The following is a 25,757-nucleotide window of genomic DNA, read 5'->3' on the forward strand; positions in this document are numbered from 1 at the left end:
ATTCTTCAAAAACACGCTGAATGCTCTCAATAATTGGGACTGTATCAAGGCAGCAAACTTGTGGATCCCGATGCGCTGACATCAGTCAGTGATTCGGGTGAACACGCGCAGCTAACGCAGAGACAGCCCCAAGTATGACGAGCCTTATTTGGTGACGTCAGCGCCAAACCATTTATCGGAAATTTTCGCCAGTGAGCCGTCTTTTTGCATATCGGCAATCGCCTTATCAATAGCAGCCAGCAGTTCCGGGTTATTTTTACGCAGCGCGACACCAGACTCCTGACGGGCAAACGGTTTGCCTGCTACGGCCAGGGTATCACCGGTTTTCTTCACCAGATCCAGAGCAGCCAGACGGTCAACCAAAATGGCGTCAATACGGCCTACACGCAGGTCCTGATATTTAGTTGGGTCATCATCATAAGTACGGATATCCACGCCCGGTTCGTTGGCACGCAGCCACTGTTCGTAGTTGCTCCCCAGACCCACGCCGACTTTTTTGCCTTTCAGCGCCTCTGGCGTGGCAAAATTAGCCTCGTTGCCTTTCTTGGTCAGCACCTGAATACCGGACACGGTATACGGGGTAGAGAAATCATATTTTTTCTGACGCTCAGCAGAAATGGTCACCTGATTGATCGCCACGTCGATACGTTTGGACTCCAGTGATGCCAGCATGCCGTCCCATTTGGTCGGTTGCAGCTTGGCTTTCACGCCCATGTGCTGCGCCAGTGATTCGGCAAATTCCACTTCAAAACCAGTCAGCTTGCCATCGGTCCCCTGGAAACTGAACGGAGGATAAGTGCCTTCCAGACCGACGATCAGCGTGCCGCGCTCTTTCACTTTTGCCAGCAGACCTTCATCAGCCGCAAAGCTGTTGGTGACCATACCGCTGGTCAGCGTTACGGCAACGGCACCCAGGAGTAAACGACGACGTAATGTAGAAAAACCCATATTCACCTCATTCGATTCGATTTTAGTTATCAGCAACCGGGCGGTTAACCCCCGTTTACGGGCGGAAACGCCTCATTATTATCATCTTTTCATCACCCGCCGCACGTTAGCACCGCTCAGAAAGATTATCAGGAATATAATCCTCTAATCTTAGTGCATAAAAGCATAAGTGCGGCACAGACAGAATAAGCGGGCCGTTAGGTCCCACCTATCACTGCAATTACCGTGTTTTGTCACCCTAAAATGGGGCTTAAATGTGGGGATGATAGGCAAACAACGCAGGCGCGCCGCCGGTGTGAATAAACAGAATCGGCCCATCGCCGGGGAAACGACCGCGCTCCAGCCCGTCAAGCAGACCGGCCATGGCTTTGCCGGTGTACACCGGGTCAAGCAACATCGCTTCCTGCTGAGCCAGTAATTTGATGGCCGCCAGCCCTGCTTCACTGGGTTCGCCATAGCGCGGGCCAAAGTATTCATCCCACAGGTGAATTGGCGGTAACGCCTCGTCGAACTGCAATCTTTTCGCGACGTCGCGGGCAATGGCCTCGACTTTTGGTCGCTGTTGATCGGCAGTACGTGACACCGTCACGCCAATCAATTGCGTGGCAGGCATCAGATGATGCAGCGCAACAGCCAGACCCGCATGGGTTCCGGCACTGCCGGACGCCACGACAATGGCGCTGAAATCCACAAAACTGGAGGCGCTCTGTTCGGCAATTTCCAGTGCACATTGCACATAACCCAGCGCACCCAGCGCGTTCGAACCGCCAACCGGAACGATGTAGGGCCGGAACCCCTGCGCTTCCAATTTCTCTGCTTCGTCGGTCAGCTGGGTCATCGGGTCGTGCAGCGCATCGCACATCACCACCTCGACATCGAACAGATCGAGCAATAACCGGTTGCCGTTAGTCAGGTAGTTCGCCTGCGTGGTACCAATCGGGTTCTCCAGCAGCGCGACGCACTTCATCCCCAACTTAGCGGCAACGGCGGCGGTCTGGCGCACATGGTTGGACTGGATAGCGCCAGCGGTGATCAGCGTATCGGCCCCTTCCTCCAGCGCTGCCGCAGCCAGAAACTCGAGTTTTCTCAGTTTGTTACCGCCCATTGCCAGCGGCGTGACGTCGTCACGTTTTATGTAGATTGAACGACCTACATAATCTGAAAGACGGTTGAGTCTCTCCAGCGGCGTCACACTGCCCAGCAGGTCAACGCGCGAAAAGGCCTCCAGCCGATGTTTAACCAATGAAATTTTAGCAGGCACAGTGTTCCCCTGAAGCGCTTGGTGTTACGCGCTATCGCTATGATGTGAGTGAGGTCTATAAAGATAAGATGTATGGATTGTTATCAATGAAATATATAAAGAATTTATACATTCTGGCCACGGATGCAACACAAAAAAACAGGCCCCCGAAGGGGCCTGTTGATAGCAGAGCCTATTTCAAAAACAGTTAAGCTGATCTTTGCCAAGCCAGATACTGATCATACTTACGCAGCGCTATCCGGTAGTTATCATGTGCTGCCACCGGCAAGTCACTGATAATTCTCTGATGAATGCTGTCCCCCTTAATCCGATCCAGGGGATAATTATGGGCCACCAAAATTTCATCCAACCGGCGTAAGCGCACAACATATTCGCGTACCGTGCTGTGATTCATTTCGGTTTGTTCAAACAGATACTGTTTGAACGCCATAATGTCAAAGTAAGCCGAATGGCTATTACAGCTGATCTCACTGCAAAAACGACACAGCGCGGTCAATTCCTGCGAAAGATTGCGCCACACGTCATCATCAATAGGTTGATCCATCTTGGCGATGGCTTCTTTATTGATGACCTGACCGCGAAACACCAGCGCCATCCGATCGAGTTCTTTACCACATTGTGAGCAGTGAGTCTGACCATGTTTAAAATCTTTTAAATAACGGCTGAGGGGCCGTGTTTTCATTCCCGCTGGCATAAATTTATTCCTGGTGAGGAGGATAAAATATATACCCAAAATATTTCGAGCTGCAGGCAGGCGGCAAACAGAGAAGTCCCCAGCAACATAGCTGTACCATGTTGCCGGAGGGAGTGAGAGCCCCTGTAACTTAAAATATGACGAGTATTTAACCGGCCAGGAAAAAGCGGATCAGTGGTCGTTAGCCAAACGTGCGCGCAAGCGCTTAATAGCCTGACTGTGTAACTGGCTTACGCGGGATTCCCCGACGTCCAGTACTGCCCCAATCTCTTTTAAATTCAACTCTTCCTGGTAATAAAGTGTAAGTACCATTTTTTCCCGTTCAGGTAGTGCATCAATGGCATCCATCACCCGCTGGCGTAAATTACCCTCCAGTAAATGATGTAACGGGTTGGCCTCTTCGTGCCCTTCCATTAACGCTTCTGCTGTATCGCCGTGTTCTTCGCGCCATTCATCATAAGAGAACAATTGGCTGCTGTTGGTATCCATCAAAATCTGGCGGTATTCCTCGATGGGAATATCTAACGCCTGCGCCACTTCGCCTTCGCTCGGTGGTCGCCCTAATCGCTGTTCGGCATGGTGCATCGCCTGTGAAACTTCACGCGCATTACGTCGCACGCTGCGGGGCACCCAGTCGCGGCTACGCAGCTCATCGAGCATCGCACCGCGAATGCGTTGTACGGCGTAAGTCGTAAACGCCGTGCCTTGCATCGCATCAAACCGTTCAACCGCATTCAGTAAACCGATTCCCCCCGCTTGCAGCAGATCATCAAGCTCTACGCTGGCGGGAAGCCGTACCTGCAAACGCAGGGCTTCATGGCGCACCAGAGGAACATAGCGCTGCCATAAAGAATTTTTATCTATCACGCCGCTGGCTGTATACAGATCGCTCACTATCGTAACCTGGCAATTGGAGGGTCTGTACTATTATGCTTTCGCAATCACTTTCCAATCGCCTGAATAAGGACTTAAAAACGCGGCTATTTGGATTATGTCGCCGTTTTGGACAAATAACGAACAGTAACTATATCAGCGTTTTTGTCGGCCGTGTCACACTAAAAAGTAAGCATTGGTTAAAAAAGGGGTAAAAAGAGCAACAAAAAAAACCCCGCCGAAGCGGGGTTTTTCAATCAAATACTGCGCGGTAAGGCGATTAGCCCTGCAGCAGAGACAGTACTGACTGAGGAACCTGGTTAGCTTTGGACAATACTGAAGTACCAGCCTGTTGCAGGATCTGCGCACGGCTCATGTTAGACACTTCGGTAGAGTAGTCAGCATCCTGAATACGGCTACGTGCTGAAGTCAGGTTGTTGGTGGTGTTGTTCAGGTTGGTGATGGTAGATTCAAAACGGTTCTGAGAAGCACCCAGAGCTGAACGTTGAGTATCAACAGCTTTCAACGCGGCATCGATGTCTGCCAGTGGTGTAGTACCAGTAGAAGCACCAGTGCTTGTCACTTTACCGGTCAATACGTCAAAACCTTCAGCAGCAACAGTACGCAGGTTGCCGTTAACTACGGTACCGCCTGCAGCAGCATTAGCAGCCGCGGTGCCCGCAGTTTTACCCGCAGCAGTCGCCGCATCTTTAGCTGAAGAATAAGTAGCCAGGTTAGCATCAACCTGAATAGCAGCCGTCAATGCAGTATCGGCTGTGGCTTTATCAGCAGGTACCGAACCCGTTGTTGGGTAACCGGTTTTAACTTTTGCCAATGTTGCAGAAATGTCAACAGTCGCGCTTAAACCCAGTTTGCTACGTAACGCTGTTTCAGCTGTTTTTTCTGCAGCAGAACCTGCTGCAGTATCCGCATAGTTGGTCAGTTCGGTGGCAGCACCAGTAACAACGACGCCTGCCGCTGTTGCATCAACCGGTTTAGCCAGCGCAGTGGTGTAGGTTGAGTTGTACGTTGAAGTATAAGCAGTGTTATAGGCAGTGGTCCCAGTATTAATGTTTCCGCTGGTATTGATGCTGCTGTTTGACGTGCCATCGGTGTTAGCTGCTGCCAGGTTCCAGCCAGCGCTTGCGCCGATACCAATACTGATTTGTTCACCGTCTTTAGAACCAATCTGGAAACTGTACGCAGATGAAGCTGCAGTGCGGTTGTCCAGAACTTTGATGCCGTTGAAGTCGGTTTGTTTGGTTACGCGGTTGATTTCTTCCATACGCTGGTTAACTTCAGACTGGATGGAGTCGATATCTGATGCTGAGTTAGAGCTGTTTTGCGCCTGAACAGTCAGGTCACGAACACGCTGTAAGTTGTTGTTGATTTCGCCCAGTGCGCCTTCAGCGGTCTGCGACAGTGAGATACCGTCGTTAGCGTTACGTGAAGCAACGGTCAGGCCATTGATGTTAGACGTGAAACGGTTGGCAATTGCCTGACCCGCTGCATCATCTTTTGCGCTGTTGATACGCAGACCAGAAGACAGACGCTCAATGGCGGTGCCCAGGGACGCTTGAGATTTGTTCAGGTTGTTCTGAGTCATCAGGGACAAGCTGTTAGTGTTGATTACCGCCATAGTATGATTTCCTTAAATTCTGTTATTTAGGTTTAGGCTTTCGGCCTACGGCTTTATCACCGTCCAAACTTGTATCGGCGCTACCACCAGAACCTTTAGTCAGAATTTAAAAAAAAACGAAAATAATCACTCCGCCCGATGTTCTTCTCTATATCCCATTGTCGTCAAAATGCCGGCTGATGGCCGGTACATCAACGTAATCTATGTTCCTGCCACATTAAAAATGTCGATATAGAGGGAGGCTAATAATAATGCGGCAAATTACCCCTAATAAGCACGGCTATTCTTGCCATAAAAATTTAGAAGACCGGTATAAACTTCGCGTCATCCTTGCCGATAACACTGGTAACACCCTTCTCTCTAAGGAATAAAAAAATGGCTAGTGTAAGCTCACTCGGCGCCGGTACCACCCTTGATCTCAGCAGCTTAATGGATTCACTGACAACGGCAGAAAACGCGCGCATGACGCCGCTGACTACTCAGCAGACATCCTATAAAGCTAAGCTGACATCATTCAGTATTTTACAGACGGCTCTGGATAAACTGAAGACGACGACTGTCGCGTTACAATCTGCCGATACCATTTCAGGCACCTCAGTCACCAGCACCAATACCTCATTTACGGCCACCCTGACAGCGGGCACCTCCGCACCGGCTGGCTCGTTTAAAATCAATGTTACACAGTTGGCGCAGGCACAGTCTCTGCTCTCTGGCACCGTTGCCAGCGCAACGGCTAACGTGGGAACAACCGGTGCCACTGGCCGGACCCTGACCATTGCTCAGGCGGGTAAAGACCCGATCAGCGTCACACTGACTGATGACCAAACCACGTTGAATGGCGTGCGCGATGCTATCAATGCCAAACAGGGCGGCGTGACCGCCAGCGTCATTAAAGCCAATGATAACAGCTACCACCTGGCGTTAACGTCCAATGATTCCGGTACCGCAAACGCCATGACCGTCAGTGTGACCGGTGACGATACCCTGAACAAACTGATTGGTTATGACCCGACTGCCACCACGAATGGCATGAGCGTGTCGACAATAGCCCAGGATGCCAAATTCAGTGTCAACGGTTTAGAACTCACCCGCAGTACTAATACAGTGACCGATGCGCTGAGTGGTGTGACACTAAATCTAAATTCACAGACCAGTACAACCAGCGGCCCTGAAACACTGAGTGTGACCAAAGACACCACCGCGATGACCAAGGCGATTCAGAATTATGTTGATGCCTATAACTCATTGCAGACCACCATCGCCAGCCAGACGGCTTATACCGCAGTGACTAAGGGCACGACGCAGGATGCCAGCAATGGTGCACTGTTCGGTGACGGTACTGTCCGTACTATTTCAACCCAGTTGCGTGGGCAGTTAGGTTCTTCTCAACCGAATGCTGACTACTCAACGCTGGCGAGCATGGGTATCACTCAGGATATTAACGGTAAATTGCAGGTAGACAACGTCAAATTAGGTGCTGCGTTGACCAACAAACCGGCCAGCGTCACCCAGTTCTTTAAAGGTGATGGTGTGACGACCGGTTTTGCCACGCAATCGACAACTATGCTGACCAAAATGCTCGACTCCAGTAACGGCACGATTCAGTCCGCAGAAGACGGTATCAATAAGTCGTTAAAAACACTGGCTGACCAGATGACCTCCACGACCACCAGCATTAATACCAACCTGGCCAACTACAAGACGCAATTTACGAATCTATCCGTGCTGGTCAACAAGCTGACCAACACAGGTAACTATTTGACCCAGCAGTTTGCATCAACCAGTTCGACGTCATAAGGACTGAATATGTACAATAATTCTGGCGTTCAGGCCTACGCAAAAATCGGTCTTGAAAGTGCGGTGATGAGTGCCTCTCCGCATCAGTTAGTCGTAATGTTATTTGACGGGGCGCGCAGCGCCCTTATCCGCGCAGGTATTTTTATCCAGCAGGGCGATATTCCCGGCAAGGGTAATGCGCTGTCTAAAGCCATCAATATTATTGATAACGGTTTAATCGCGGGTCTGAGCCGTGAAAAAGGGGACCCGGCCTTAGTCGATAACCTCGAAGCGCTCTATTCCTACATGGTTCGCCGTTTATTACATGCCAATTTACATAACGACCAGCAAGCTATTACAGAAGTCATGGCGTTACTGGAAAATATAGCCGATGCCTGGCGGCAGATCGGCCCTAACTATCACCCTTTGCAGGACCAAAATAATGGATCGACATCAGTACCTGGTTAATGAGTATCGGCTGATCCTGACGCTAAGCGAACACATGCTGGTGCTTGCGAAAGAAGAGAAATGGGATGAGTTGGTAGAACTTGAAGTCAGCTATCTCAAAGCAGTAGAAGCAACCACCACACTGCCGCTGACTGAAGAGATATCTCCCATTGTTCAGAATTTGATCCGCCAGAGTTTGCGACAGATACTGGATAACGAGACTCAAATTAAAACTCTTTTGCAAGCACGGATGAATAAACTGGCCGAACTTATCGGCCAATCCGTAAAACAGCAGGAGGTCAACACGACCTATGGGCGTTTTACCGACAGAGCAATTGCCATTCGCGACCAGCAATAAATACGTTAAGACCTTTATTATCCTTTTTTTATTTCTTGTGTATATTAAAGACTTCAGAGACAGAGAATAAGTCACCCTGCACGGTTTCTTTTCTCTGTCGCCCTCTCTAATATCGTTTTCACCGACGGAAAACCGGCATTAATCCAGGGTCTCTTCACCGTTGGATCATACCGGTAATATGATGTGCTGCTTCGGGCAAAATCACGATGGTACGTAAAATAAAAGTGTCACCAGGGATCGGAACATCCTCATTGCTCATCCAGCATAGCGAGTTGCTTATCGGTGATATTTTTGTCGATAAACCCGAACTTATTTTTATTCTGCAGGGCTACTCCGTGATACGTCATGGCTTGCAGGAAACCCGTGTCAATAGCGGGGAAATGCTGGCAGTCAATAGCGGTCACACCTTAAGCGTCACCAACTCTTTGTCAGACGATGGCGTGTTCAGTTGTGCCATCATGGAATGGGACACCTCCTTATTCACCGACGTGCGTTTACACGCCCCGCCGTTTGATGGCGCCCTTACCAAGGTTGAGGATATCCGGGTCATTCCGCATATTCCCCCGGCATTTCACCAGTCATTTAATGATACCCACCATTCAATGTTATGGCACAAAAGCCTGCCCCCAACCATTGCCCGCCACCGCATGATTGAACAGCTATTGTGGTTATCACAGATGGGCATCTGTTATTCCCGTCAGCACAATGAGACCGTCACGCAGCAGGTGCGCGATCTGCTAGTGAATAATCTGCATAAATCCTTCACGGCGGCAGAAGTGGCGGAGCAGTTGTTGATGAACGAAGTCATGCTGCGCCGTCGTCTGGCGACGGAAAACAGCGTGCTGCGTAATCTGATGATTGATGTGCGCATGACCCACGCGCTGCGTCTGTTGCAATGCACCGATCTGGCCATTTCCAGTATTGCGCATCAAGTAGGCTACGAAAGCAGCTCGCGGTTTGCCGAACGGTTCCGCAAACGTTTCGGTTTCGCCCCGACCTCAATTCGCGGCCATTTGCGCCCGTTATAATGACGTTAATCATAGATGGGAAAAGTAAGGACAACGTTAGATCCTCGCGCGCAGGTTGCACTTCTAGATACCGATTGTAAAAATATGACAAATCACACGCATTAATTGATTACTAAATGTTAACGCCATAGAATACGTCCTGCTTTTTTGCCGTTTTCAGGGGTTATGTTGTGCACGTTTGGTGGGAAGTCATTAAAACAATTTATTGGGGTGGTTTAGCGTTGGCGGTAATTTTTACGCTGCTAGTGAGCCGGGGTACGTTTAAAATCCGCTTGCTGACCTCTGGGATCATCGGGTTTACCTGGCCGATGAGCTTTCCGGTAGTGCTGCTTTTTTCTCTGTTCTGATCTGAATATTTTGGCGTAAAAAACCCGGCTCGATGGCCGGGTTAACTGCACGCTGTGTCGTTGCGGCGCCGTTAATTGCGGGTCTGGATCCAAAAAGCATGGATCAGACCAGGCAGATAGCCACAAAGGGTCAGCAGGATGTTAAGCAAGAACTGCAAGCCCAAACCGTTGCCTATCAGCACGCCCAGCGGCGGCATAAGAATCGTAATTAATACTCTCCAAAAACCCATAACACGCTCCTTTTGATGTTTCCCTTCAAGTTATTGAAAATTCTGTGACCGGACAATCAGACAATTCGCGAAATCCCCTATTTCACGATAAGTGTTAATGGCAGATACAAAATAAAATGCCGCGTTTTAGTGAAACGGGGGGAATAATGGACCCTCTGAAATGTGGCCGTTTTACCGGCCCTCATTTTTCACTGTCACCAGGATTTCCTATGCAAACCAATCCCCCTGAAACAGCGCCTAAAAAACGCGACCCGTTCCGTTTTCATCATAAACATGCGCATCTCACGCCAACATTTGGTGAAAGCTGGTTCGCCTTGAAGGCCGAGGCGTTTGCACGATTCTTTGGCACGCCGCTGTTTCTTGGCGGGCAGACCCTGATTGTTGCGGTGTGGATCGTCGTTAACGTCACCGGCATAGTGAAGTTCGACGTCTACCCCTTCATTTTGCTTAACCTCGCCTTTAGTCTGCAGGCGGCATACGCGGCGCCTTTAATCCTGCTGGCGCAAACCCGCCAGGCCGAGCGTGATAAAGCTCACTCAGATGCCGACGCGCAACACCGCGAAGAGCTGGCCTTGGCCAACGAGCAGCGTCAGGCGATGGCAGCACAACATGCAGAGCAGATGATTGAACTGCTCAAACAAAATACTGAGCTGACCAACATGACCAAGCAACTGACTGAACGCATCGAGACACTGACCTTGCAGGTGCATAAGAAAATGCTGGAGTCATAATCTTCGCGGTATACCCGGTTGTGACAGCGCGCAGTGCCTGAACATGCTTTGGTCGCTAAAGTGATCAGCGTCACATATTTGCTTTTGTCCCCCATGACCTTCCCCTCCTGCCCTATAATTTAGAGCAACCGAAGCTGGCGCAGCACCTAGCGGTTCGGTTGCTTGTCCTTCATTATTAAGGAGTAGGAGGAATAATGTCTGAATACCATTATTTGCTTCTTGGCGGGAGTCGCCATGGACAGAGACATGTCGATGAATGCCATCAGTTTTCGCTGTATTTCTGGGGAGATAAACGTCTGGGAAAAGCCCATGCGGATTCAGAAATTTATAGCGTACAAAACGAGCGTTATAGGGTTTGTCCGGAAAAATGTACCGACGGACATTGGTATCTGGTGGGCTATTGCGGTGTCTGTCAGGAAATACCGGTAGAGGAACTTACCGACTGGATGATCAACAAGAACGTTAAACCCATGATGTGATCCACAAAGCGTTGAAATGCTCTCACTGAAGTCATGTAAAAAATAACCCCGCCAGTTGCGGGGTTTGTCATTTCTGCAGTTTGAGACACTAGCCGGCCATTCCCTGAATGTTTGCCGCGTGGAATTCCACATACCCACCGATCTCGAAATGCCGGTGAGCGGTAGAAACCCGCCCTAAAGGTGAGACGCGGGTGATCTCCCCTTCAAATTCACCGTCCATAATGCGGCTGATGGTGACATCAAGTTGATAGCTGGAAGGTTCGACACCAACGGGAAAAGTCAGCAACTTCACTTTATCACCGACCTGAAAGCGGTTGAGCATAGGTAACGGTGCCTGCTCGAAGATATCCTCGTTCATCATACGTTTCCTTGTTTTTTGGGATGATTAATAAGAGGATAGAACACTTCAACCCTACCCGCCTAAAAGGTTACAAGGAAATCCCATGATTAAACTCACTCAGCAGCAATGTGTGATCCTCACCGGTTTTACCGGCATTCTCCACGGTGAGTTCGAGTGGTTTCATGCCGATTTAGAATCCAGACTTGACCGCGAAGTACAAACCTCCGAACTGGGTTATCCTGAATTTATCGCCGAGTGCAAAGCGCTGTATGAAGAGGACTTCAACAATCTGATGCCGGAGTAAGCGCCCTACACCTGCATATTCATGCATGTGCAGCCGGGTGACGATAGGATGGGTTGAGTTACGGAAAGCATTAAAAATTCTTGTATACTGGTTTTTTTGGGCATTGTGAGCGCTAAGCCAATTCCCATCAAGACAGCAGCCAGTGCCGTGAGTGGCGGCTGGTTTATGGGGCTGTATCACAGGGTGTGGACTGACAGTCCTCTCATCATAAATAGTAGAGTAGTCACTTAATGAAAATGAAATTCATACCGCCAGTTATCGTACTGGCCGGTGCTGTAGGCTTTATGGTGTGGTTCTTTGCAAGTGGCGCTGCGATGCCTGGTGGGTGAAGAGACGTTCGCGTGATGAAGAATAAAATGAGGTTACTGTGGGAGCTACCGTTTACATCGCTGAAGATAGTTACGACATAGACAGTTATACCTGCCTACTCTCGCCCGCCCACACTGCGTTTTTTTTTGCTCAGCCTAACCTTCCACCTCATGGTTCAAACATGACCACTTATGTACGGCTATCTTCCTGATGGGAAATAATTTATGGCGCTATTATTTCAGCGTTCTATCCCATCCAAAGCACGAACGAATAAATTAAATTTTTGCCCGCCATTGTGCGGGCTTTTTTTTAAAGAGCGACATATCAGTCAATCGGCAACCTGATGCAACGTCCGCTTGTATTCATCGTCGCTCACTGGTTGCTGCTTCCTCTCGGTGTGTTTGCCCCGTTATGCCCCGCATAACAACGAAGAAACAAATTTACTTTATCTCTCAGTAAGTTAACTCACCTACACCTGCATATTCATCACATCTTGATAAGCAGCCACCAGTTTATTGCGCACCTGAATACCCAGTTGCAGCGAGATGCCTGATTTTTGCATATCCACCATCACATCGTTGAGACCGACACCGGGCACACCCAGCTCAAATTTCTCTGACTGCAATTTGGCGGTGTTTTGCGTCTCACTGATCTTGCCTAATGCCGCTTTCATTTCACTGGCAAAACCCGCTTCTTGTAACGGTTCGACCGGTTGCTTCATGCCAGCCTGCAACGACGTGGCCTGTAATTGCTGCAAAACACTCTCAATACCTTGAATTGCCATAAATTCCTCAGTTTTAGCTGCCGTAATGATGTCGTCGAAAGCCCTTCTCCGATCCACAGGACGTCACCCTATCACATAGGATTTTCCCTAAACGCGCTAATTGACCCCAAAAAACATGGCTTATCGACCCATTAACTTTGCATAAGGAGGCAAATAATGGCTTACCTGAAAAATCAGGTTCCTCTTGTGTTGCCTGAGGGGAACGAAAAAAAAATTTAACGCCTGTTTGTTTACCCCTACAGGTTTGCGCATCTGGGAGTCTGTTTTGTTACGACACAATCGGTTACGACACAACACGAATATTGCCGTTCAGCCGCTGAATAGGGATTTGCTATGAGCTCCGCAATAGCCGGCGCTGACAATTCTGAAAAAGGATTGACTGCGTTTATTAATCGACTGCGCGCTAACCCTAAAATCCCCATCGCCTTTGCTGCTGCCGCTGCATTGGCGATTGTCGTTGTAATGATGCTGTGGGCTAAGAACCCAACCTATCGCGTACTGTTCAGCAATATCAATGATAAGGACGGTGGAGCCATCGTCACGCAGCTGACGCAAATGAACATCCCTTATCAGTTCTCTGATAACGGCGGTGCCATCCTTATTCCTGCCGATAAAGTGTATGAAACCCGCTTGAAACTGGCCTCGGCCGGTCTGCCAAAAGGCGGTGCGGTGGGCTTCGAACTGATGGACCAGGAAAAGTTCGGCATCAGTCAGTTCAGCGAACAGATTAACTACCAGCGCGCACTGGAAGGTGAACTCTCCCGCACGATTGAAACTCTCGGCCCGGTACAAACAGCCCGCGTCCATCTGGCGATCCCAAAACCTTCGCTGTTCGTGCGCGAACAGAAAAACCCGTCCGCCTCCGTCACCCTAAACTTGCAGTCTGGCCGCGCGCTGGATGATGGCCAAATCAACGCCATCGTTTATATGGTGTCGAGCAGCGTCTCCGGGCTGCCGCCGGCTAACGTCACCGTGGTCGATCAAAGCGGTCATCTGCTGACTCAGTCTGATAATAATGGCCGTGACCTGAATGCCGCCCAGTTGAAGTTTGCTAATGAAGTCGAAGGCCGTCTGCAACGCCGCATTGAAGCCATTCTTCAGCCGGTGGTCGGTAACGGCAATATCCATGCGCAAATTACCGCGCAGATTGACTACGCCGTCCGCGAGCAGACTGACGAGAATTATCAGCCGAACGGCACACCTGATAAAGCCGCCGTGCGTTCACGCCAGTTGAGCACCAACGATCAGATTGGCGGTTCAGGCGTCGGCGGCGTACCGGGTGCACTCAGCAATCAGCCCACTGCACCGGCGACCGCGCCGATTAACAATCAGGCCACTAACGTTAACAACCCAAATGCGGCAGCCGGTAATCAGCAGGTCAATGGCCAGAATACCGCCAACAGCCGCACGGCAGCGCCAAGCGGGCCGAGCAGCAATCGTCATGACGAAACCACCAACTACGAACTTGACCGCACGATCACTCACACTCAGCACAGCGCCGGAGCCATACAGCGCCTGTCGGCAGCCGTGGTGGTTAACTATCAGCCGGGTGTAGACGGGAAAGCCAAACCGCTGACCGATGAGCAATTGAAACAAGTTGATTCACTGGTACGCGAAGCCATGGGCTTCTCCGCCGATCGTGGTGACACACTGAACGTAGTGAACACACCGTTTAACGAAACCGTCGATGACACCGCCGCCCTGCCATTCTGGAAATCACCGGCCTTCTTCGACCAGTTATTGAACGCCGGTCGCTGGTTGCTGGTACTGATTGTTGCCTGGCTGTTGTGGCGCAAACTGGTACGCCCTCTGGTGCAGAAACAGCAGTCCACGCGTGAAGCTGAGATAGCTGCCAATGTGGCCGCCGCCGCGCCGCCGTCAGACGGAGGCGCAGCCGTCAAACTCACCAATGATGAGCTGGCGAAACGTAAACGATCACAACAACGTGTCAGTGTCGAAGTGCAGACCCAACGTGTTCAGGAGCTGGCCGATAAAGATCCACGTATCGTCGCCCTGGTTATCCGCCAATGGATGAGTACCGAACAACCATGACTATGACTGGAACTGAAAAAAGCGCCATCCTGATGGTCACGCTGGGTGAAGACCGCGCGGTGGAGGTGTTTAAACACCTCAACCCGCGCGAGGTTCAGCAAATCAGCGGCGCGATGGCCAATATCCATCAGATTTCCAACAAACAGCTGAGCGAAGTGCTGGGCGAGTTTGAGGATGAATCCGAGCAGTACGCGGCGCTGAGCGTCAACACCAGCGAATACCTGCGTTCAGTGCTGACCAAAGCGCTGGGCGAAGAGCGTGCTGCCAGCTTGCTGGAAGATATCCTCGAGTCGCGTGAAACCACCAGCGGCATGGAAACGCTCAACTTTATGGAACCGGTGATTGCAGCCGACCTTATCCGCGACGAGCATCCGCAGATCATCGCCACCATCCTCGTGCATCTCAAACGCGGTCAGGCTGCCGATATTCTGGCCCTGTTCGACGAACGTCAGCGCAACGACGTCATGCTGCGTATCGCCACCTTTGGGGGCGTTCAGCCAGCGGCGCTGGCGGAACTGACCGAAGTGCTTAATAACCTGCTCGACGGCCAAAACCTCAAGCGCGCGAAGATGGGCGGTGTTCGTACTGCGGCCGAGATCATCAACCTGATGAAAACCCAGCAGGAAGAAGCGGTTATCGAAGCCATGCGCGGATACGACGGCGAACTGGCACAGAAAATCATCGACGAGATGTTCCTGTTCGAAAACCTGGTCGATGTCGACGATCGCAGTATCCAGCGCCTGTTGCAGGAAATCGAAGGCGAAGCGCTGCTTATTGCACTGAAAGGCGCCGAAGCGCCGCTGCGCGAGAAGTTCCTGCGCAACATGTCTCAACGTGCCGCCGATATCCTGCGCGACGATTTGGCCAACCGTGGCCCGATGCGTATGTCTCTGGTGGAAAACGAACAGAAAGCCATCCTGCAAACCGTGCGTCGCCTGGCCGAGTCTGGCGAGATGATGATTGGCGGAGGCGAGGATTCCTATGTCTGATGCCCTGACGCCACAAGATAAACCGGCTGAGCCGAAGAAAAGCACGGCAGAGAAAAAGACCGAGATGCTCAATGCGCTGCCGTGGCAGCCGTGGAAACTCAATGACCTGAATACTCCGGCGTTCTCGAATAAAGGAACGAGCGCGATAGAACCGCTGTTCGCCGAAGAAGATGAAGCGCAAGATAATGACGGTCTGACGCAGGCGCCGGTTGACCAAAATGAGCTGATGCGTCTGCAAATGCAGGCTCAGCAACAAGGTCACCAGCAAGGTTATGACGCAGGACAACAGCAAGGCTATCAGGCCGGTTTTCAGGCTGGACAAGAAGCCGGGCAGTTGCAGGGCGTGCAGGAAGCCCAGCAGCAGCAGGCGGTTCTGACCGAGCACTGGCAACAGATGGTGACCGACTTCCAGCAAACATTGGATGCGCTGGACAGCGTGATCGCGTCACGGTTGATGCAGATGGCACTGACGGCGGCGAAACAGGTACTGGGCCAACCGCCAATTTGCGACGGTTCAGCCCTGCTCAATCAAATTCAGCAATTAATACAGCAGGAGCCCATGTTCAAAGGCAAACCGCAGTTGCGGGTCAATCCGGCCGATTTCGACCGGGTTGAACAGCAATTGGGTGTCACTTTAAGCCTGCACGGCTGGCGACTGCTGGCTGACAGCCAGATCCACAGCGGTGGCTGTAAAGTCAGCGCGGAAGATGGCGATATGGACGCCTCGCTGGCGACCCGCTGGCACGAACTGTGCCGCCTTGCTGCACCGGGATCACTCTGATGACCGCCCGTCTCAGCCGCCTGCTCAAAACGCTTGATGACGCTGAAAAGCGCATGGAGCGCACCCCGGCCCTGCGCCGTTATGGTCGCCTGACCCGCGCCACCGGCCTGGTGCTTGAAGCCACCGGTCTGCAACTGCCGCTCGGTGCCACCTGTCTGATTGAACGCCTTGACGGCACTATTGTGCAGGAAGTGGAAAGCGAAGTGGTCGGCTTCAATGGCCAGCATCTCTTTTTGATGCCGCTGGAAGAGGTCGAAGGTGTACTGCCCGGCGCCCGCGTCTACGCACGGATCTCGCCGGAGGGTCACACCGCCAGCAAACAGTTGCCGCTTGGCCCGCAGTTGCTTGGCCGTGTGCTCGACGGCAGCGCCAAACCGCTCGACGGTCTGCCGCCACCGGACACCGGCTATCGTGCGACGCTGATCACCCCACCGTTCAACCCGCTGCAACGTACCCCGATCACTGACGTACTCGACGTGGGCGTGAGGGCGATTAACGCCCTGCTGACCGTCGGGCGCGGGCAACGTATGGGCCTGTTTGCCGGTTCTGGCGTAGGTAAATCCGTGCTGCTCGGCATGATGGCGCGTTACACCCAGGCAGATGTGATTGTCGTCGGCCTGATCGGTGAACGTGGCCGTGAAGTGAAAGATTTCATCGAAAACATTCTTGGCGACGAAGGCCGTGCCCGCGCGGTCGTGATCGCTGCCCCGGCGGATGTCTCGCCGCTCCTGCGTATGCAGGGTGCCGCTTACGCGACGCGCATCGCCGAAGATTTCCGCGACCGCGGCCAGCACGTATTGCTGATCATGGACTCACTGACCCGCTACGCCATGGCGCAGCGTGAAATCGCGCTGGCTATCGGCGAACCACCGGCCACCAAAGGCTACCCGCCTTCCGTCTTCGCCAAACTGCCTGCGCTGGTTGAACGCGCCGGTAACGGTATCAGCGGCGGCGGTTCGGTCACGGCGTTTTACACGGTTCTGACCGAAGGTGATGACCAGCAAGACCCGATTGCCGACTCCGCCCGCGCTATTCTCGACGGCCACATCGTGCTGTCGCGCCGCCTGGCTGAGGCCGGGCATTATCCGGCCATTGATATTGAAGCCTCGATCAGCCGCGCCATGACGTCATTGATTGATGATGCTCAGTACGGCCGCGTGCGTGATTTTAAACAACTGTTGTCCAGCTATCAGCGCAACCGCGATCTGGTCAGCGTGGGTGCCTACGCCGCAGGCAGCGATCCGCTGCTTGACCGCGCCATCCGACTCTACCCGCAAATAGAAGATTTTTTGCAGCAGGACATCATGGAGCGTAGCTCGTATGAAGATGCCTGCCTGCAACTAAAAATGTTGTTACCGGGTTAATCTTCTTAAGGAGATCTCATGGAAAGCTCTTCCCCATTGATTACTCTCTGTTCTTTAGCCCAGAAGGCACTGGATCAGGCAACCAATCATCTGGGTCAGATCAGGCAGTCGCACAATCAGGCGCAAGAACAACTGTCGATGCTACTCAATTACCAGAACGAGTACCGGCAGAAGCTTAACACGACCATGACTGACGGCATCGCAGCCAACACCTGGCAGAACTACCAGCAGTTTATTACCACGCTGGAAGTGGCTATCGACCAGCACCGGCAGCAACTGTTGCAGTGGAACCAACGTCTGGACGCCGCCGTTAACCAGTGGCAGGAGAAGCAACAGCGCCTGAATGCCTACCAGACGCTGCAAAGCCGGGCCAGCGAACAGCGACGCCAACATGAAAACCGGATGGATCAGAAGCAAACGGATGAATTCGCCCAGCGCGGCGCACACAGGAAAAAACATTGATGAATATGAATATTGTGCCCGCTGCCGTGACATCGGCCAACGCCAGCACTGGCACCAACAAAGCCACCGACAGTAGCCTTCTGGCAGACGCGGATGCCAGCACGGCAAGCGATGACTTCGCCACACAACTGGAAGCGCAACTGGGAGCCAAATTGGGTTCGCAAATTGGCCAGTTGGGTAAACAGATCAGCGCCAAAGGCCAGGTGGTGGATAAAAACACCCTGACGCAGGCCATTAACGCCGGTGAAAAAGCGGGTACACTGACCCTGCTTGATGAAACTCAGCTTAAACAGGTCATGACTGCCGTTCAGAACTTACCGGCAGGCAACCTGAAAACCACCGACCTCAACGCGCTGAAAGGTTTGCTCTCCGGCGATAAAGAGGATGTCCGCGATGCTAAAACGGAAGACAGCAACGCCCTGCCGGTTCAGGCCCTGTTCGCCATGCTGGCGGCGCAGCCTGCACAACCGGTGACCGTTGCCGCCGCCGCACAGGGCACTACGCTGTCCAAAACCGACGACGGGAAAGATAAAGCGGCTCTGCTACAAAGCCTGAGCGGGGATGCCAAAACATTGCTTGCAGGTGATGATAAAACCGCAGATCATAAAACCGCCGTGACCGACAGCAAAACCAGCGCCAGCAGCACAGCCGCCAGCAGTAAAACCACCAGCACCACCGATTTTAGCAGCGCACTGACGGCAATGAGCACGGCGGCGGGCACCGCTTCCCAAACTGACAGCCATCAAAAAAGCAGCGACAACAGCAGCCTGCTGCAGACGCTGAACCAGGTCAATGCGGCAGCGATGGCCTCGCCTTCAGCCACCGTGTCAAGTACGCCGACCACCACCTCGCTGGTAAGCGCGCCGGGCGTACCCCAGTTGAGTGCCCAACTGGGCAGCCCAGAGTGGCAACAGCAGTTAGGCCAGCAGGTGATGATGTTCAACCGCCAGGGGCAGCAAACGGCAGAACTGCGTCTTAATCCGCAGGATTTGGGATCAATTCAAATCAGCATGAAGATTGAAGACGGTCAGGCGCAGATGAACTTTGTCTCCGGCCACAGCGGCGTGCGTGCCGCGCTGGAAGCGGCAATGCCACAGCTGCGCACATCACTGGCAGACAGCGGTATCAACCTCAGCCAGAGCAACGTCAGCAGCGACACCTCGCAATGGCAACAGGCGCAGCAAGGTTTCCAGCAATCCGGCCAGCAGTCGGGTTCATCGCAGGGTAATGCGGCCAGTTGGGCCGCGTTTAATGGCACCGGCAGTGTGGCTGCCAGCGATGCACTGCCAGTACCCGCTTCGCTACAGCAGCTGGCTAATGGCAAAAGCGGCGTGGATATTTTTGCGTAATAATTAAGCCTTACCCCACTATTTTTCGAGGTGCGACAAAGCAGCGACTCGAAAGATAGTGGGGTAAACGGCAGATGTAACCCCCTTTACCCCACCTATTCCGACTATTGAAAGAAGGGATACGCGGGATAATCCTAAACAGAAATTAAATATCTAACTTACCCCAATAACAGGAACTTCGCTTATCCATGTCTGATTCTGCCATTTCGACCAAGCGTAAAAGTAAACGCCCGATGCTGATTATCCTGCTGATTTTGGTGGTAATTGCCGCCGCCGGTGGGGGCTATGCATGGTGGACATTGCACAATAAGCCTGCTGCTCCGGGGACGGAGCAAGTGAAGAAAGACGTTCCACCGGCACCACCGATTTTCCTGGCACTCGAGACCTTTACCGTAAATCTGCAAAACGCGGATAACAACCCCGATCGCGTGTTGTATATCGGCCTGACTCTGCGCCTGCCGGATGAGCAAAACCGCACTGCGTTGAACGAGTACCTGCCAGAAGTGCGCAGCCGTTTACTGATGCTGTTGTCACGCCAGAAAAGCGACGACCTGGCTAGCGAAGTGGGCAAACAGCAGTTGATCGCCGATATCAAACAAGTTCTGAGTCCTCCGTTTGTCAAAGGTCAGCCTAATGTGCTGATCAGCGATGTGCTTTTCACTGCTTTCATACTGCGATAATCAAATTATGGCCGACAGCATTCTTTCACAGGCAGAAATTGACGCGCTGCTCAATGGTGACAGCGACAGCGACAGCGCGCAGGAGGTCAACACCACTGCGGCCAAACCTGACGATGGTGTAAAACCTTTTGACCCTACCACCCAGCGACGCGTGGTCCGTGAGCGGTTGCAGGCGCTGGAAATTATCAACGAGCGGTTTGCCCGTCACTTCCGCATGGGTTTATTCAACCTGTTGCGCCGCAGCCCGGACATCACCGTCGGCCCGATTAAAATCCAGCCGTACCATGATTTTGCCCGCAACCTGCCGGTGCCCACTAACCTTAACGTTATCCACCTGAAACCGCTGCGCGGCTCGGCGCTGTTCGTGTTTGCGCCCAGCCTGGTATTTATCGCCGTGGATAACCTGTTCGGCGGTGACGGACGCTTTCCGACCAAAGTCGAAGGCCGCGAGTTCACCCACACCGAACAGCGCGTGATCAAACGCATGCTGACACTGGCGCTGGACGCCTACGAAGATGCGTGGAGCGCGGTGTATAAACTGAGCGTGGAGTACGTACGCGCCGAGTTACAGGTCAAATTCACTAACATCACGTCGTCTCCGAATGACATCGTGGTCACCACCCCGTTCCACGTTGAGATCGGCGCACTGAGCGGCGATCTCAACATCTGTATTCCGTTTAGCATGATTGAACCAATACGTGAACTGCTGACCAACCCGCCGATTGAAAACTCGCGCAACGAAGAGAGTCAGTGGCGCGAAAATCTGGTGCATCAGGTCAAGCACTCCCAGCTGGAACTGGTGGCAAATTTTGTTGATATTCCGCTGCGCTTGTCGCAAATCCTCAAGCTGCAACCGGGTGACGTTCTGCCTATTGAAAAACCGGACCGCCTGATTGCGCACGTTGACGGCGTCCCGGTGCTGACCAGCAAATATGGCACCCTCAACGATCAGTACGCCCTGCGCGTTGAACATTTGATTAACCCAATTTTGAATTCCCTGGATGAGGAACAGCCCCATGAGTGACACCAATAAACCGTCTGACAGCGGATCGGAAAACGTTGACGATTTATGGGCTGATGCGTTTAACGAACAGCTTTCAGCAGGCGGCAGTGAAAAAGCGTCCACCGAAGGCGTGTTCGCCGCGCTGGGTGCCCAGGAAGGCACCGGAAGTTTGCAGGATATCGATATGATCCTCGACATTCCGGTGAAACTGACCGTCGAGTTAGGCCGCACCAAAATGACCATCAAAGAGCTGCTGCGCCTGTCGCAGGGTTCCGTCGTGGCACTGGACGGACTGGCAGGCGAACCGCTGGATATTCTGATCAACGGCTATCTGATTGCTCAGGGTGAAGTGGTGGTGGTGGCCGACAAATACGGCGTGCGCATCACTGACATCATCACGCCATCAGAACGTATGCGTCGTTTGAGCCGCTAATGCCTAACAGCGTCGCCCCCCCGGATTCCCCCTACGCTACGCCTGCGTCGCCGCACATTGCGTCTCAACAGGCGGCACCGGCGATGCCACCCAGTTCAGTTCTGACGCAGGTCAGTACTGTGCTTGGCGGCATTTTGCTGCTGATTTTGTTTATCGGCTGGGTGGCGAAGCGTACCGGTTTTGCACCGCAGTCGAAGAATAACAAACTGCTCAAAGTGACGGCCAGTTGTCAGGTCGGCCGTGGTGAAAAAGTGGTGATAGTAGAAGTGGACAATACCTGGCTGGTGCTTGGCGTGACCTCGCATCAGATCACCCCGCTGCATACGCTGAGCGCACCACCGGTGGTCGCCACGCCGGATGACGTGACAGCGTCACAAAAACCGACTGACTTTGGTCAGTTGCTGAAAAAAGTACTGAAACGTCCGGGAAACAAGGCATGAGCTCGCTGAAATCTTCTTTGCGCTGGCTGCTGCCGGTGCTGTTACTGGTCAGCCCTGCGGCCTTCGCGCAATTGCCGGGGATCATCAGCCAACAGCTGTCCAACGGTACCCAAAGCTGGTCATTGCCGGTGCAAACGCTGGTGTTTATCACCACGCTGACACTGCTGCCCGCCATGCTGCTGATGTGCACCAGTTTTACCCGTATCATCATCGTGCTCGGTTTACTGCGAAACGCACTCGGTACGCCGTCGGCACCGCCTAACCAGGTGATGCTCGGTCTGGCGCTGTTTCTGACCTTTTTCGTTATGTCGCCGGTGTTTGATAAAATTTACACCGACGCCTATCAGCCCTTCAGCGAAGATAAAATCAGTATGCAGGTCGCGATGGACAAAGGGGCAGAACCGCTGCGCCAGTTCATGCTGCGCCAGACCCGCGAAAGCGATCTGGCCCTGTACGCCCGCTTAGCCAGTTTGCCGCCGCTGGCCGGTCCCGAAGCGGTGCCGATGCGTATCCTGTTACCGGCCTACGTCACCAGCGAACTGAAAACCGCCTTCCAGATTGGTTTTACTGTGTTCATCCCGTTTATGATCATCGACCTGGTGGTCGCCAGCGTACTGATGGCACTCGGGATGATGATGGTACCGCCCGCCACCATCTCACTGCCTTTCAAGCTGATGCTGTTTGTGCTGGTAGATGGCTGGCAGCTCCTGCTCGGGTCGCTGGCACAAAGCTTCTACAGTTAAAGATTTTTCGCGCTCCACCGCCCGAATTGATGGGCGTCAGCGTCGCAGTCAGTTTGTTCACCGCCAGCGCGCAGGGCCCGCAGCGTACATAAGTACGTGAGGAGCACGAGCACTGCCGGGGAACAAAATGGCAAGTAAGCTAGCCCAAGTGCACTCATATTGGACACAAGATCATGACTCCTGAATCGGTAATGGCGCTGGGCAACCAGGCGATGAAAATTGCATTGGCGGTGGCTGCACCTTTGTTGCTGGCCGCGCTGGTCACCGGTCTTATCGTCAGCCTGTTGCAGGCGGCGACGCAGATCAACGAACAAACGCTGTCGTTCATTCCTAAGATTCTGGCCGTCGTCGCCACTATCGTTATCGCAGGTCCATGGATGCTCAACTTGCTGCTGGACTATATGCGCACGTTGTTCACCAGCCTGCCCTATATTATCGGCTGACCGGTGATCTCCTTCGACAGCACGCAGCTGGCCGGCTGGCTGAGCATGTATTTCTGGCCCCTGTTGCGTATCTTGGCACTGATCAGCACCGCCCCCATCACCGGCGAAAAGCAGGTGCCAAAAAAAGTCAAACTCGGCCTCGGCATGATGATCACCTTTTTGATTGCCCCCGGTTTGCCCCCTATCGAAGTGCCGATGTTCTCGAGCGGTGCCCTCTGGTTGGCGGCGCAACAGATTATTATCGGCACCGCACTCGGTCTGACCATGCAACTGGCGTTTGCCGCGGTGCGTATGGCCGGTGAAATCATCGGCTTGCAGATGGGTATCTCGTTTGCCACTTTCTTTGACCCCAGCAACCGCCTTAACACGCCGATATTGGCGCAGCTATTAAACCTGTTGGCGGTGCTGCTGTTCCTCAGTTTCAACGGTCATCTGTGGCTGATTTCGCTGCTTTCCGACAGTTTCCACACCCTGCCCATTCGTTCACACCCGCTAAATGGCAACGGATTTATGGCATTGGCGAAAGGTGGCAGTATTATTTTCAGCGGCGGCCTGATGCTGGCGCTGCCGATTGTCACGCTGCTGCTGACGCTCAACATGGCTCTTGGGCTGCTCAACCGCGTGACACCACAGCTGTCGGTGTTCGTAATCGGTTTCCCGCTGACGCTGAGTATTGGTATTTTGGCTATGGGGTTGATGATGCCGATGGTCGCCCCGTTCTGCGAACACCTCTTCAGTGAAGTGTTCGACAAACTGGTGCTGATTTTAGGGCAACTGGCAGCCTGACGTTTGCAGGTTAACGGCGGGAAAGTAACGCCATGACTTCGTAGTGTGCAGTGTGCGGAAACATGTCGAATAGCTGGACGCGCTCGATGTGGTAGTCCGGCAGATGGGTAAGGTCTTTCGCCATGGTTTGTGCGTTGCAGCTGGAATAAAGAATGGTCTGCGGCGCCATGCGGCTTAAGTAATCACAAAGCTCTGCGCCGATACCTCGCCGTGGCGGATTAACCAGCACCAGGTCTGGCACCTCCCCCTTGCCGGTCGCGAAACCGGTTGAGTCCAGCGCCTGAAACTCCACGTTTTTCAATCCTAACCTTGCAGCCGATTCGCGCGCGCAGGCTATCGCTTCGGCACTGATTTCAATCCCGGTCAATTTCATCTCAGGCGTAGCGCAATGCAGGCCAAAACCACCGACCCCGCAGAACAGATCCCACATGCTATCAATTTTAAGATCGGTCACCCATTCCCGTGCCGTGGCATATAACGCCGCCGCCACCTGCGGATTGGTTTGGAAGAAACTCTGCGGACGAATAAACAACGGCACATGGTTAAACTCCTCTTCCAGCGCCTGCTGCGCCGTCAGCGGGATCTCCTCATCCCCCTCAAGTCTCGCCATATGTACTGGCTGAATATTGGCAGATATTACTTTTAGCTGCGGAAGCTGCTGCTGCAGCCACGGCAACGCGGCGCGCAGCTGGGCCAGTTTGGTCTGCGAACGCAGCACGAAGCGCAGCATCATGCCGCCCTCTTGCTGGCTTTCGGTTAACAGCAGGAATTTCAACTCACCGCGTTTGCGCGCCACGTTATAGGGCGTCAGCCCTGCGCGGGCGATGAAGCTTTTGAGTACGGAGAACACCGCCGGAAAACTGGCCGGATAGAGCGGACATTCGCACAGATCAACCGGCGTACCGTCGCGGTGCAGCATGCCTAACAGCGGGCGTTCGACGCTGCCGCTGACCACCATTTTAGCTTTATTGCGAAACGCACTTTCCGCGCCGGTGACCGGTTCGCACCATTGGCTGACCGGCAGGCCTTCGAGCAGTTGGCTCAAATCCTGCTGTTTATCGGCCAGCTGGCGTGAATAAGGTTTGTCGAGCCACTGACATGAGCGGCAGGTCCCGGCGGTATAAAGTGCGCAATGCATGAAAGATGACCGTTATCTGGAAAGCAGGAGAAAAGTTGGCGCGCAGTGTACCACTGGCTCAGCGTCGGCGCAGGAAAAACCGGCGGCTGCCCGGCGGGGCATACAACAACAGGATCACCACAATGTCAGGGATTTTCTGCATCAATAATGCATACAGGAACTCGCCCTGCGTGTCGGTTTCAAAGCGAAAAATCTTCGGCCCGAACCAGTCAAAAGAAGCCAGTAGCATATAACCCACCACCACGGCCTGACAGCCGATAAAGGCTCTGCGGCCCCAGTTACGGCCACGCATCATGGCGTAAGCGGCGCGGCACTCCACCAGCACAATCATCAGGCTGGCGAGCAGAATAATACAGTTGAGCCACGAACTGGCGCTGGCACGCACAAAATCACTCAGGCCGGCCACCCCCATGGCATCAAACAGCAGAATGAATTCCAGACAGCGCGTCGCCACGATGGCCGAGGCGCCAATCATGACGGGTACGGGTATGAACTGTAACTTCATCCCCTGCGCCCCAGACGCTGCGTTGGCTGCTTTTGTTCATC

The 25,757-nt window shown here is 53.0% G+C and carries 31 protein-coding genes; 21 read left to right on the top strand and 10 right to left on the bottom strand.

Annotated features, from left to right (window positions below; genetic code table 11):
- Window positions 1-144: 144 nt before the first annotated feature.
- The 5 genes from tcyJ to EAH77_RS00305 form a co-directional block, all read right to left on the bottom strand.
- Window positions 145-948: a cystine ABC transporter substrate-binding protein gene (gene tcyJ, locus EAH77_RS00285; protein ID WP_140469817.1), complete on the bottom strand. Its 804-nt coding sequence runs from the start codon at window positions 946-948 to the stop codon at window positions 145-147.
- A gap of 250 nt (window positions 949-1,198) precedes the next feature.
- Complete coding sequence (locus tag EAH77_RS00290; protein WP_140469818.1) at window positions 1,199-2,209, bottom strand: D-cysteine desulfhydrase; 1,011 nt, start codon at window positions 2,207-2,209, stop codon at window positions 1,199-1,201.
- Window positions 2,210-2,396: 187 nt separating this feature from the next.
- Window positions 2,397-2,903 (bottom strand): flagella biosynthesis regulatory protein FliZ, encoded by a 507-nt coding sequence (gene fliZ / locus EAH77_RS00295; protein ID WP_140469819.1) that lies wholly within the window; start codon window positions 2,901-2,903, stop codon window positions 2,397-2,399.
- 171 nt (window positions 2,904-3,074) lie between these two features.
- Window positions 3,075-3,797 (bottom strand): RNA polymerase sigma factor FliA, encoded by a 723-nt coding sequence (locus tag EAH77_RS00300; protein ID WP_034790139.1) that lies wholly within the window; start codon window positions 3,795-3,797, stop codon window positions 3,075-3,077.
- A gap of 259 nt (window positions 3,798-4,056) precedes the next feature.
- Entirely contained in the window at window positions 4,057-5,415 is a 1,359-nt protein-coding gene (locus EAH77_RS00305) for a FliC/FljB family flagellin (RefSeq protein WP_140469820.1), read from the bottom strand.
- A 375-nt stretch (window positions 5,416-5,790) separates the two neighbouring features.
- Here EAH77_RS00305 and fliD point away from each other — a divergent pair, with 375 nt between their 5' ends.
- The 5 genes from fliD (at window position 5,791) to EAH77_RS00330 (ending at window position 9,371) form a co-directional block, all read left to right on the top strand.
- A complete protein-coding gene (gene fliD / locus EAH77_RS00310; RefSeq protein WP_140469821.1) occupies window positions 5,791-7,212 on the top strand; it encodes a flagellar filament capping protein FliD in 1,422 nt (473 codons plus the stop codon).
- 9 nt (window positions 7,213-7,221) lie between these two features.
- Window positions 7,222-7,659: a flagellar export chaperone FliS gene (gene fliS, locus EAH77_RS00315; protein ID WP_140469822.1), complete on the top strand. Its 438-nt coding sequence runs from the start codon at window positions 7,222-7,224 to the stop codon at window positions 7,657-7,659.
- Window positions 7,634-7,996: a flagella biosynthesis regulatory protein FliT gene (gene fliT / locus EAH77_RS00320; RefSeq protein WP_140469823.1), complete on the top strand. Its 363-nt coding sequence runs from the start codon at window positions 7,634-7,636 to the stop codon at window positions 7,994-7,996. The genes fliS and fliT overlap by 26 nt, the downstream gene beginning before the upstream one ends.
- Before the next feature lie 206 nt (window positions 7,997-8,202).
- Window positions 8,203-9,024, top strand: a complete 822-nt coding sequence (locus EAH77_RS00325) for a helix-turn-helix transcriptional regulator (protein WP_140469824.1) — start codon at window positions 8,203-8,205, stop codon at window positions 9,022-9,024.
- A gap of 170 nt (window positions 9,025-9,194) precedes the next feature.
- Window positions 9,195-9,371: a GhoT/OrtT family toxin gene (locus tag EAH77_RS00330; protein ID WP_140469825.1), complete on the top strand. Its 177-nt coding sequence runs from the start codon at window positions 9,195-9,197 to the stop codon at window positions 9,369-9,371.
- A gap of 71 nt (window positions 9,372-9,442) precedes the next feature.
- On the opposite strand, the gene EAH77_RS00335 is transcribed toward EAH77_RS00330, so the two are convergent.
- The gene (locus EAH77_RS00335) at window positions 9,443-9,601 is read right to left on the bottom strand and encodes a YqaE/Pmp3 family membrane protein (protein ID WP_140469826.1); all 159 of its coding nucleotides are present in this window, start codon (window positions 9,599-9,601) and stop codon (window positions 9,443-9,445) included.
- A 209-nt stretch (window positions 9,602-9,810) separates the two neighbouring features.
- On the opposite strand from EAH77_RS00335, the gene EAH77_RS00340 reads away from it, so the two are divergent.
- Complete coding sequence (locus EAH77_RS00340; protein ID WP_140469827.1) at window positions 9,811-10,332, top strand: DUF1003 domain-containing protein; 522 nt, start codon at window positions 9,811-9,813, stop codon at window positions 10,330-10,332.
- A 194-nt stretch (window positions 10,333-10,526) separates the two neighbouring features.
- Entirely contained in the window at window positions 10,527-10,811 is a 285-nt protein-coding gene (locus EAH77_RS00345) for a hypothetical protein (RefSeq protein ID WP_140469828.1), read from the top strand.
- Between the two features lie 88 nt (window positions 10,812-10,899).
- Here the strand turns inward: EAH77_RS00345 and EAH77_RS00350 are convergent, their stop codons facing one another.
- Entirely contained in the window at window positions 10,900-11,172 is a 273-nt protein-coding gene (locus EAH77_RS00350) for a hypothetical protein (RefSeq protein WP_241673363.1), read from the bottom strand.
- Between the two features lie 82 nt (window positions 11,173-11,254).
- Here EAH77_RS00350 and EAH77_RS00355 point away from each other — a divergent pair, with 82 nt between their 5' ends.
- A complete protein-coding gene (locus tag EAH77_RS00355) occupies window positions 11,255-11,455 on the top strand; it encodes a hypothetical protein (protein WP_140469829.1) in 201 nt (66 codons plus the stop codon).
- Window positions 11,456-12,233: 778 nt separating this feature from the next.
- Here EAH77_RS00355 and fliE read toward each other — a convergent pair.
- The gene (fliE, locus tag EAH77_RS00360; protein ID WP_140469830.1) at window positions 12,234-12,548 is read right to left on the bottom strand and encodes a flagellar hook-basal body complex protein FliE; all 315 of its coding nucleotides are present in this window, start codon (window positions 12,546-12,548) and stop codon (window positions 12,234-12,236) included.
- Between the two features lie 333 nt (window positions 12,549-12,881).
- Between fliE and fliF the strand changes: the two genes are divergently transcribed.
- The 13 genes from fliF (at window position 12,882) to fliR (ending at window position 24,073) form a co-directional block, all read left to right on the top strand.
- The gene (gene fliF, locus EAH77_RS00365; RefSeq protein WP_140469831.1) at window positions 12,882-14,600 is read left to right on the top strand and encodes a flagellar basal-body MS-ring/collar protein FliF; all 1,719 of its coding nucleotides are present in this window, start codon (window positions 12,882-12,884) and stop codon (window positions 14,598-14,600) included.
- The gene (gene fliG / locus EAH77_RS00370) at window positions 14,597-15,589 is read left to right on the top strand and encodes a flagellar motor switch protein FliG (RefSeq protein ID WP_140469832.1); all 993 of its coding nucleotides are present in this window, start codon (window positions 14,597-14,599) and stop codon (window positions 15,587-15,589) included. The genes fliF and fliG overlap by 4 nt, the downstream gene beginning before the upstream one ends.
- 64 nt (window positions 15,590-15,653) lie before the next feature.
- Window positions 15,654-16,370: a flagellar assembly protein FliH gene (gene fliH, locus EAH77_RS00375; RefSeq protein ID WP_241673385.1), complete on the top strand. Its 717-nt coding sequence runs from the start codon at window positions 15,654-15,656 to the stop codon at window positions 16,368-16,370.
- Entirely contained in the window at window positions 16,370-17,734 is a 1,365-nt protein-coding gene (gene fliI, locus EAH77_RS00380) for a flagellar protein export ATPase FliI (protein ID WP_140469834.1), read from the top strand. Before fliH ends, fliI begins: the two co-directional genes overlap by 1 nt.
- Window positions 17,735-17,752: 18 nt before the next feature.
- On the top strand, window positions 17,753-18,196 hold the full coding sequence (gene fliJ / locus EAH77_RS00385; RefSeq protein WP_140469835.1) for a flagellar export protein FliJ: 444 nt from the start codon (window positions 17,753-17,755) through the stop codon (window positions 18,194-18,196).
- Window positions 18,196-19,545: a flagellar hook-length control protein FliK gene (locus EAH77_RS00390; protein ID WP_140469836.1), complete on the top strand. Its 1,350-nt coding sequence runs from the start codon at window positions 18,196-18,198 to the stop codon at window positions 19,543-19,545. Before fliJ ends, EAH77_RS00390 begins: the two co-directional genes overlap by 1 nt.
- 188 nt (window positions 19,546-19,733) lie before the next feature.
- Complete coding sequence (gene fliL, locus EAH77_RS00395; protein WP_140469837.1) at window positions 19,734-20,225, top strand: flagellar basal body-associated protein FliL; 492 nt, start codon at window positions 19,734-19,736, stop codon at window positions 20,223-20,225.
- 7 nt (window positions 20,226-20,232) lie between these two features.
- Entirely contained in the window at window positions 20,233-21,249 is a 1,017-nt protein-coding gene (gene fliM, locus EAH77_RS00400) for a flagellar motor switch protein FliM (RefSeq protein ID WP_140469838.1), read from the top strand.
- A complete protein-coding gene (gene fliN / locus EAH77_RS00405; RefSeq protein WP_140469839.1) occupies window positions 21,242-21,661 on the top strand; it encodes a flagellar motor switch protein FliN in 420 nt (139 codons plus the stop codon). The genes fliM and fliN overlap by 8 nt, the downstream gene beginning before the upstream one ends.
- On the top strand, window positions 21,661-22,101 hold the full coding sequence (gene fliO, locus EAH77_RS00410; RefSeq protein WP_140469840.1) for a flagellar biosynthetic protein FliO: 441 nt from the start codon (window positions 21,661-21,663) through the stop codon (window positions 22,099-22,101). The genes fliN and fliO overlap by 1 nt, the downstream gene beginning before the upstream one ends.
- The gene (fliP, locus tag EAH77_RS00415) at window positions 22,098-22,844 is read left to right on the top strand and encodes a flagellar type III secretion system pore protein FliP (RefSeq protein ID WP_140469841.1); all 747 of its coding nucleotides are present in this window, start codon (window positions 22,098-22,100) and stop codon (window positions 22,842-22,844) included. The genes fliO and fliP overlap by 4 nt, the downstream gene beginning before the upstream one ends.
- A 173-nt stretch (window positions 22,845-23,017) precedes the next feature.
- The gene (gene fliQ / locus EAH77_RS00420) at window positions 23,018-23,287 is read left to right on the top strand and encodes a flagellar biosynthesis protein FliQ (protein WP_140469842.1); all 270 of its coding nucleotides are present in this window, start codon (window positions 23,018-23,020) and stop codon (window positions 23,285-23,287) included.
- Between the two features lie 3 nt (window positions 23,288-23,290).
- Entirely contained in the window at window positions 23,291-24,073 is a 783-nt protein-coding gene (fliR, locus tag EAH77_RS00425; RefSeq protein WP_140469843.1) for a flagellar biosynthetic protein FliR, read from the top strand.
- 10 nt (window positions 24,074-24,083) lie between these two features.
- On the opposite strand, the gene rlmC is transcribed toward fliR, so the two are convergent.
- Together rlmC and EAH77_RS00435 are read right to left on the bottom strand one after the other, a co-directional pair.
- Window positions 24,084-25,211: a 23S rRNA (uracil(747)-C(5))-methyltransferase RlmC gene (gene rlmC, locus EAH77_RS00430; protein WP_140469844.1), complete on the bottom strand. Its 1,128-nt coding sequence runs from the start codon at window positions 25,209-25,211 to the stop codon at window positions 24,084-24,086.
- 58 nt (window positions 25,212-25,269) lie between these two features.
- A complete protein-coding gene (locus tag EAH77_RS00435) occupies window positions 25,270-25,716 on the bottom strand; it encodes a YbjO family protein (protein ID WP_140469845.1) in 447 nt (148 codons plus the stop codon).
- Window positions 25,717-25,757: the final 41 nt, after the last annotated feature.

This window comes from Ewingella americana, assembly GCF_006438725.1.
Lineage (GTDB): Bacteria > Pseudomonadota > Gammaproteobacteria > Enterobacterales > Enterobacteriaceae > Ewingella > Ewingella americana_A.